The organism is Vibrio sp. 1562 (genome assembly GCF_033340155.1).
GTDB classification, from domain to species: domain Bacteria; phylum Pseudomonadota; class Gammaproteobacteria; order Enterobacterales; family Vibrionaceae; genus Vibrio; species Vibrio alginolyticus.
Genome location: NZ_JAWOVY010000034.1, coordinates 22,314 through 30,333 on the forward strand (window position 1 = coordinate 22,314; position 8,020 = coordinate 30,333).

Genomic DNA, 8,020 nt, shown 5'->3' on the forward strand with positions numbered 1-8,020 from the left:
ATTGGGTTTTATATGGTAGTTGTGAACGAGTGTTTCTAGTTGAAGGGAGAATACGCTGGTTACTGGATTCTTACTGGAATTCCTTTGTTAAAAGGCGAGCTGCTTGGTTTAATGCCGCTCGTTTAACTGCGAGTGGCATCTTTTGTATTTCGTCACCTTGTACAGCGACGATGGGACATGATGTGGGATCTTCTATCCTAGCTCTTCATGGTCTAAATTATCTCATTAACCACTCAGAGCTAGATTCTTAGTCTCGCCAAGGCTCGCTGGACTGACACAAAAACATCGTTAAACTCCTGTTATTAAATTATTTGGTCCGCCTTTGCTTACTTTTGAACGCTTAACTAGGCGTTACTCCAAGTGCTTAAATTGCAATGCCACAAGTCGCTGATACAACTCACAGCTTTGCATTAATGATTGGTGGTTACCAACATCGACTAACTCGCCATTGTCGAGCACCGCAATTTTATCCGCATGTTGGATAGTCGAAAGACGATGAGCAATAATCAGCGTTGTGCGTCCTTTCATTAGAGCTTCAAGTGCTTGTTGAACGTGATGTTCACTTTCACTATCAAGGGCGCTGGTAGCTTCGTCTAGCAGTAAGATTTTTGGATCTTTTAGAATCGCGCGAGCAATCGCAATACGCTGCTTTTGTCCGCCCGATAGCCTAACGCCGCGCTCCCCTAAAAAGCTGTGATAGCCTTCGGGAAGCTTCTCAATAAACTCATGGGCATGGGCTTTTTTCGCGGCTTCGATAACTTGTACATCCGTCGCTTCAGGATTACCGTAGCGAATATTATGAAAAACATCATGGCTAAACAGCGCTGGTTGTTGTGGTACGAGCGCCATTTGACGTCGAAGCTCGTTTGGGTCGAACTGTCGAATATCTTCACCACCAAACAACACTTGCCCTTGCTGTGGGTCATAAAATCGTTGCAGCAGTTCGAATAGTGTTGTTTTACCTGCACCAGAAGGGCCGACCAACGCCAGTACTTTTCCTTGTTCAGCGGTTAGATTTAATTCTTTGATTGCTGGTTGATTTGGGCGAGAAGGGTAGTTGAAACTCACCGAATTAAAGTTAACCTCAGCAAGCATGTCGGCACGGACAGGCAAATGGTTGCTTGGCGCTTTAATATCACTGTCTACTTGAAGGATCTCAATCAGCCGTTCGGTAGCACCTGCGGCTCTTTGCAATTCACCCATGACTTCGGAAATGGTTGCAGTCGATGAGGCAACCATAATGGCATAAAACACAAATGCGGCTAGGTCACCCGCAGACATTTTTCCCTGAATCACATCGCTGCCGCCTACCCAAAGCATGCCTGCAATCGCGCTGAACACAAGCACAATAACGCCTGATATCAGGATCGCGCGCTGTTTTACTCTCTGTCTACCTACTTCATAAGCTTTTTCCACCTCGACAGCGAAAGCCGCTCGTTCATGCGACTCTGAGCTAAAACTTTGCACGGTTTTAATATGTTCTATCGCTTCTCCAGCGTAGCTGCCAACATCGGCCATTGAGTCCTGACTTTGGCGAGAGAGAGCACGCACGCGTCGTCCATAAAACAAAATCGGAACCAGAACCAAAGGCACAGAAGCAAGCACAATCAGCGTGAGCTTAACGTTGGTAGCGAATAACATAATGATGGCACCAAAACACATCAAAGCGCTACGCATCGCCATCGAGAACGATGAACCAATAATGCTTTGCAGCAATGTGGTATCGGTAGTCAGGCGCGACATTATGTCGCCGCTACTGTTGGTCTCAAAATAGCTCGGATGCAGCGTAATCACATGGTTAAACACCGCAAGGCGAATATCCGCACTAACGCGCTCACCTACGGAAGAGACAAGGTAAAAGCGAAAGAAAGTCCCAATGGCAATACACAATGTTACACCGACAATAAACTGAATCGCATTGGTAAGCTCTTGCAGTGATTGCTGAGCAAAGCCTTGGTCGATAAGAATGCGCACTCCATAGCCAACGGATAACGTCAAACTTGCTGTCGCGACAAGGGCAACCAAGGCCGCCGCAACCCGCCATTTATAAGGTGCAATAAAGGTGCTGAGTTTAAGAAGAATGCTGAGATTTTTGTTATTTTTTCTGCTCATGAGTGACTCACAAAGCGTTTTAGGTACCTGGCATAGTAAGCCAGTTTGGTTGATGAGACCAGCGAACTACCGCGTTCGGATTAGGAAATTCACTGGGATAACCAATATCGCATGTATATCGAAAATCACTTAAACGTCGAAGAGACTAGAATCAGCTTTTAGTTCGGAGGGTGTTACGCACGGCTTTTGGCGAGTAGCAGGTCGACTTTTCCTTTGGCTGTTTTACTGACCGTTTGCATCAACTTAAAACTTGGTTTTTCGATGCCTGAGTTTTCTATCCCTTCGACCATTAAGAGCCAAAGCTTGGCTGTCATTTGCGCATCGGCTAGTGCACGGTGGAAAACACCGTCGTTGTCGATATTTTTATAGCGAACAAGTTCACCTAGCTTATGTGATGGGGCTTCTTGAATGAGCCGTCTTGCTACCAGTAAGGAGCAAGCAAACTCACCCGAATAACCACAGTTGATTCGTTCAAGCTCTGCATCTAAAAATCGTTTATCGAAGGACGCGTTGTGAGCGATAAGGTTCTCGCCAGCAATGAACTCACTAAATGACGCCATTACCTCTTCGCAGCTTGGTGCCGATCGCAACATATTGTTGGTAATGCCGGTGTAGTTCTCAATGAAAGAACTCACTCTGAAACCGGGGTTCATGAGTTGCTGAAAACTATCGACAACCTCGCCATTGACTAACTTTACTGCACCAATTTCTATTGCGCGATCACCTAAAGTAGGAGAGAGACCTGTGGTTTCAAAGTCGAGTACGACCACAGAGTTTGCTTGAGGCATAAAATTTTCCAGCTGAGTAATATTGCGCAAGAGTATTATCGAAAGCGACAGAAAAAGAAAGGCGAACACAATGGTGAATATCTGTCTATCTTTACTCCACAAAGTCAGTGTTCGTCGTCCACTGTTTATGGACAGGTACGTTCTGGCTTACCCATCGCGGCTTGTGCGGTAGCCTTATATTTCAAATGTTTTTCGGCTTTTCGATTCATTTCAGTTAAGCATTAACTTTCGATACAACATACTGATTATAAATTGATTTTATAAATTAACTTCGGCATCATTCACGGCTTGATTTTGAGTATGAATATCATCACGGCAAAAAATTAGAACAACTTATAATGCGAGGCTAGGGAACGATGGAAGCAATGAAGAATCATTATTTAGAGATACCTGAAGAAAGAAAATTGCGTATTTTTCGTGAGGAAGATGAAGATTTTTACAACTTCTGGGAAGAAATGCTTGATGAAAAACAATCTTTTTATCAGCAACCTCTCAAAAGAATGAAAGGCGACGCTTGGTATTCGCTTGATTCATTCTTCACTGCTTCAAAATACGGACAACATCAGGCCTCGCCAGCTTATATAAAAAGAGCGCTTGAGTTACTGAATAACGTGTACTTGCTGGCCAATCATTCAGACAAAGTGGTTGAATTCTCCGTTGGGCACCGACATTTTTCGGAAGTAGGTAACCGTTCTATTGCAGGGGGAACGATGGATGCTTGGTTGGATGAAATCTGTTTAGCGATGGCCGCGAGAGATTGGCGCTGCGTAGAGCTGATGACCATCATGGATGAGTCGTTAGTGCGTTTAAAAGATCCTTTCGATGTTGCGTTGGTCGAGTTCGTTAACGGTGTATTTAGCAATTCATCAGCATTACCTGAGTTATTGCAAACTGTGATGGAGAAATCTTCTCCGCAATACTTAGAATCAACCAGAGTGCCATATGTACACTCTTTGTTTATTCCATTTGTGAATGTGTTTGTTGCCATTATCGATGGTGATGAGGCGCATTATCAACAAGCACTGAGAGATGCGTTAGAGGCGCATTACCAGTTCTACATGAATGAAGATGTTCGCTATTCGCCAAAAGGAAATGTTTCTCTGAAACTGACTGGTCTTGCTGCATTGGCATACGATAAGTATGGTTGGACGATTCCAGAAGCCGCATATTTACCTAAATGGCTTGTTTACGGTGAGCATGATCTTTGTTCTGCGTAAATCACTCTTAAGTTAAATCTATGTCCAACCGGAGGTTCAGCACGGAGGCATACGCAGAAAATACATCGCGAAAATGTAGTTTACGCCTCCGTTTTAACAAGTTACATTGTTGAAGCTTTGATTCAAAGGACAGAACAATGAGTGCCCACCTAAAACAGCTTTGTCATATCCATCTCTCTGGTAATAAAGAAGATTCTCCAGCCGAACACTTTGCGAAAATGGCAAAGTGGTGCGAAGAGAACAACGTAAATCACGATGTCTACGGTGAGGGAGAAACGATTCAAGCGTTCGAGCAAAAGGTTGCCGATCTGCTGGGTTACGAGGCAGGGCTTTTTGTTGTAACAGGGACGATGACGCAGCCAACGGTGCTTGAAATTGTCACAAGACAAAAGCGTAATCCTATTGTCGCCATGCACGCATCTAGCCATATTCCGGTGCATGAAAAACAAGGCTATCAGCTTCAACATCGCTTTAGTATTTTGCCAGTAGGGAACCCTTATCAAACATGGAAGCTTGAGGATCTCACTGCTTGGCCGGATGAAATCGCAGCCGTTCTTTATGAACTCCCGATGCGAGAAATTGGTGGTCAGCTACCTTCATGGCAAGAACTGGAAGAAATCAAAGCGTACTGCGCCGAAAACAAAATTCATCTCCATATGGATGGCGCAAGACTTTGGGAAACCGCAGCTTACTATCAGAAAGAATACCGCGAGATCGCCGCTGGTTTTGATACGACCTATGTTTCACTTTACAAAGGCATCAACGGCATGGGTGGATCTATGTTGCTTGGCTCAAAGTCGTTCATTGAACTGGCTTCATTGTGGATGAAGCGGCAAGGTGGCAACCTGTATCACAGAACACCTTATGTGGTGTCTGCGGCAATGCAGTTTGATGAAAGGTTGTCACAAATGCCGGTTCTATTTGAGCGAACAAAACAGATCTACAGGATCATTGAAGAGTTCCCACCTTTGGCGGTAAGACCAACCCAGCCTCAAGCAAACATGTTGCACCTTATCCTGCCATTTAGCTGTGAAGAGTTGAAAGAACTCCAATACACGTTTGCCACGGAAAAGGGCATTTGGTTTGGTAACCCGCAAGTCACGGCACATCCAAATCAATCGATTGTTGAATGGTATGTTGGTGACTACCTGCTCAATCTTGGTGATGACGAATTAAGGTCGTTTTTCAATCAGTTACTCGGTAAGAAGGCATAAACTTATCAATATGCGAGCTTACTAACACGCCATACGTGACACTTCATGTATTCTTAATTGAAGCGAAGAAGAGGATTTATCAATGTCAAAAAGCTCCAAACTTCACAATGAAGACAAACTGGTTAAGAAGGCACTAGATATTGGTGGGAAGATGGCGAAGCTACAAGGCTTTGACCTTCCTCAGTCACCACAACCTCTAAGAGTAAAAGCGATTTACCTATTCTTGGTTGATGCCAAACAGATCACCCCATTACCGGAAAGCAAGCTAGACGGCGCAAGCATCAAACACCGACTGGCAGTCTGGATACACAGTGCATTGCCAGACAACGACCCTCTAAAGTAGAAAACCTCATAAGTCATATAGGTCATTAATTAACTAGGCGAGCCAAATGGTTCGCCTTGTTTGATCTTGGCGAGTGCACCGAGGTCTTTTGGCGTGGCGGTATCATTGATTTACAAAACAAAATCAAAAGGACTAAAGATAAATCCCGAGAAGCGCTACAATGCAGGTGTTGCGAGAGTGCAACCAAGATTACTCATTTACAGAAGCCTTGAAGTAACCATACATGTCTAAAGATTTCGAATTCACTACAGAATACATACTCGACAAACCTTTCTTTGCTGAGTGTTATGATCAAACTAGCCAGCCAACGAAGTTCCCACAAGCGTACCTAAAAGGGATGCTGTTTCTTATCTTTGGTGTGGTTTTATTGGAGTTTGAACTGCTACCTAACGGTTACGTCGGTTGGTTCTTTATCGTATTGAGTGTGATTGAAGCGTGCAGCGTTTACTTCAAAAGAACCTGGTGGCTATGGCGTCAAACCATCAGTTCAAGCCGTGGCAGCAAAGTAGTGTTTGAAGTTAATGCAGATGGCGTGCGCTATAAAAGCGGTAAAATCGATCGCAGCCTCGCTTGGAGTGAAATCGACCAACTCGAACAAACCGATTTGGGCTTTATCCTTCACCTTGGTAAACAACGCCAATACATCAGCAAATCTTGCTTAAATGAAGAAGCGATCGCGTTTATGGTAGAGCGGCACGCGGCATCAAAAGCGAGCTAACCAACTCACATCAAGCTGGAATGAGCGATCGAAAAAGTAGGTGATATATGATCGAACATTGTAACAAGTATATGGTCGATTCTGAATCAATTGGGTTTGATGTAGAAAGCTAATAAGGTTTAGAGGTTTCTCTTTCGGACATACTGCTTCGGTGTCATGCGCGCAATCTGCTTACACTCTCTAGTCATGTGTGCTTGATCGGAAAAACCTTGCTCTAGCGCCAACTCCGATAAAGTAAGATCGGGTTGCGCTCGGAGTTGCTCTAAAGTGTGCTTAACTCGTTTAATGCGTTGGTAATGTTTAGGAGTAATCCCCAACCATTTCTGAAAATTGCGCTCTCTCTGGCGCTGACTGATGGTCCCTGTAGGTTGGTCAATAATGTGGCCGACATACCGCGGTTCATATTCGTCAATCAGTGTTTGAACCCAGCGATATAACGTAGAAATCCTTGCATATGGCGAACGCGCTGTTTGCAGAGACTCAAATGTTGCTAGCGCAGAAGAAGCCAAAGGGTGGTCGTCTTGAATCCGCAATAGCTGTTCTAGACGTTTACCAAATAGTTGATAACTAACAGCAGGATGAAAGCGTACGCCAGTCATCACCGCACCTGGCGGTAGGCAGACCTGATGTGCCAGAATGCTTATAGGTAGTAGGACAACCCCTGGCGTTTGCCACTCACCATCCATTTGTACTTCATTCTGTAAAATGAATACCACACCTGTACCAGCATCACTGAGTAATTGTTTACGTACGGTTTGCGTCGTATCAGGTTTGACGGATGCTGACCAAATGGCTTGAACATAGCCAGCTAAAGCCTTTTGAGGTTTTAAAATATCAAATTCTAAGTTCAAATGAATCATCCTATTTAACCTCAACTTAAATGAGAAAGTGATACACATGTACTTTTCATCCTATTAAGTTGAGGTATAAGCAGTGGCTTACAAGTAAGAACCGTCAAATAGAATTATCGAGGTTTATAGACTCCAACCTTTGGCTTAAATGCCTTAACTATTCGGTTCCAACTATTGATCGCGTTGATTGCAATTGTTAGGTTGACCATAGCTTCTTCTCCGAAGGTATTCAAGGTCAGCTGATAGGTATCATCATCTACTGGTAGGCCAGCAGTTAGTAATTCAGCCCAACCTAGTGCAACGTGTTCTGCATCGCTGTAGAATGGCATATCTTTCCATGCACTAAGCCCCCATATGCGTTCCGGCTTTTCACCTAACTTAAGCGCATCTTTACTATGCATGTCGATACAAAATGCACATTGATTGATTTGCGATATGCGTAACTTAACCAGTTCCCATATGATCATGTTCATAGTTTCTGATTGGCTAAATTGTTCATGGAAGTAAGCTTCCTGAGCGTATAGGATTTCTATTGCTTTTGGCGCTACTTCAATATAGTTGAGTCGTTTTTTCATGGTCATTCTCCTTTGTTTTTTACATAGTAAAAAACGCTCTTAGCAAAAGATTGAAGATTTTCGACATGCACTCAATAAAGTTAGATAAAAGAGTGAACGACGAAAGCGAAAAAATGTACCTATTGTGTAAATACCCCATCCTTAACACAACTCTCTCGTAGAATTTAAGCTGCTAATTTATATTCAATTGGCGTCATGTCAT

8 protein-coding genes are annotated in these 8,020 nt (G+C 43.8%); 4 read left to right on the plus strand and 4 right to left on the minus strand.

The window, feature by feature from the left end; genetic code table 11:
• Positions 1–351: 351 nt before the first annotated feature.
• Positions 352–2,112: an ABC transporter ATP-binding protein/permease gene (locus R7Z49_RS21690; protein ID WP_149192054.1), complete on the minus strand. Its 1,761-nt coding sequence runs from the start codon at positions 2,110–2,112 to the stop codon at positions 352–354.
• Between the two features lie 173 nt (positions 2,113–2,285).
• Entirely contained in the window at positions 2,286–2,900 is a 615-nt protein-coding gene (locus tag R7Z49_RS21695) for a PolC-type DNA polymerase III (RefSeq protein WP_165401653.1), read from the minus strand.
• A gap of 356 nt (positions 2,901–3,256) precedes the next feature.
• Between R7Z49_RS21695 and R7Z49_RS21700 the strand changes: the two genes are divergently transcribed.
• The 4 genes from R7Z49_RS21700 to R7Z49_RS21715 all read left to right on the plus strand — a co-directional run bounded on the left by R7Z49_RS21700 (position 3,257) and on the right by R7Z49_RS21715 (position 6,392).
• Entirely contained in the window at positions 3,257–4,117 is an 861-nt protein-coding gene (locus R7Z49_RS21700; RefSeq protein ID WP_186585348.1) for an immunity 49 family protein, read from the plus strand.
• Between the two features lie 137 nt (positions 4,118–4,254).
• Complete coding sequence (locus R7Z49_RS21705; RefSeq protein ID WP_053307652.1) at positions 4,255–5,331, plus strand: threonine aldolase family protein; 1,077 nt, start codon at positions 4,255–4,257, stop codon at positions 5,329–5,331.
• Between the two features lie 82 nt (positions 5,332–5,413).
• Entirely contained in the window at positions 5,414–5,674 is a 261-nt protein-coding gene (locus tag R7Z49_RS21710; RefSeq protein WP_064354747.1) for a DUF5062 family protein, read from the plus strand.
• A 223-nt stretch (positions 5,675–5,897) separates the two neighbouring features.
• On the plus strand, positions 5,898–6,392 hold the full coding sequence (locus tag R7Z49_RS21715; protein ID WP_186585346.1) for a YcxB family protein: 495 nt from the start codon (positions 5,898–5,900) through the stop codon (positions 6,390–6,392).
• A gap of 119 nt (positions 6,393–6,511) precedes the next feature.
• Here R7Z49_RS21715 and R7Z49_RS21720 read toward each other — a convergent pair whose 3' ends face one another.
• Positions 6,512–7,252, minus strand: a complete 741-nt coding sequence (locus R7Z49_RS21720; RefSeq protein ID WP_172563782.1) for a helix-turn-helix domain-containing protein — start codon at positions 7,250–7,252, stop codon at positions 6,512–6,514.
• A 104-nt stretch (positions 7,253–7,356) separates the two neighbouring features.
• The gene (locus R7Z49_RS21725; protein ID WP_005376442.1) at positions 7,357–7,818 is read right to left on the minus strand and encodes a carboxymuconolactone decarboxylase family protein; all 462 of its coding nucleotides are present in this window, start codon (positions 7,816–7,818) and stop codon (positions 7,357–7,359) included.
• Positions 7,819–8,020: the final 202 nt, after the last annotated feature.

Bases quoted from the DNA above. Each gene is read 5' to 3' on its own strand.
- R7Z49_RS21720 (WP_172563782.1), bottom strand. From the start codon at position 7,252: ATGATTCATTTGAACTTAGAATTTGATATTTTAAAACCTCAAAAGGCT.
- R7Z49_RS21715 (WP_186585346.1), top strand. From the start codon at position 5,898: ATGTCTAAAGATTTCGAATTCACTACAGAATACATACTCGACAAACCT.
- R7Z49_RS21690 (WP_149192054.1), bottom strand. From the start codon at position 2,112: ATGAGCAGAAAAAATAACAAAAATCTCAGCATTCTTCTTAAACTCAGC.
- R7Z49_RS21700 (WP_186585348.1), top strand. From the start codon at position 3,257: ATGGAAGCAATGAAGAATCATTATTTAGAGATACCTGAAGAAAGAAAA.
- R7Z49_RS21695 (WP_165401653.1), bottom strand. From the start codon at position 2,900: ATGCCTCAAGCAAACTCTGTGGTCGTACTCGACTTTGAAACCACAGGT.
- R7Z49_RS21705 (WP_053307652.1), top strand. From the start codon at position 4,255: ATGAGTGCCCACCTAAAACAGCTTTGTCATATCCATCTCTCTGGTAAT.
- R7Z49_RS21710 (WP_064354747.1), top strand. From the start codon at position 5,414: ATGTCAAAAAGCTCCAAACTTCACAATGAAGACAAACTGGTTAAGAAG.
- R7Z49_RS21725 (WP_005376442.1), bottom strand. From the start codon at position 7,818: ATGAAAAAACGACTCAACTATATTGAAGTAGCGCCAAAAGCAATAGAA.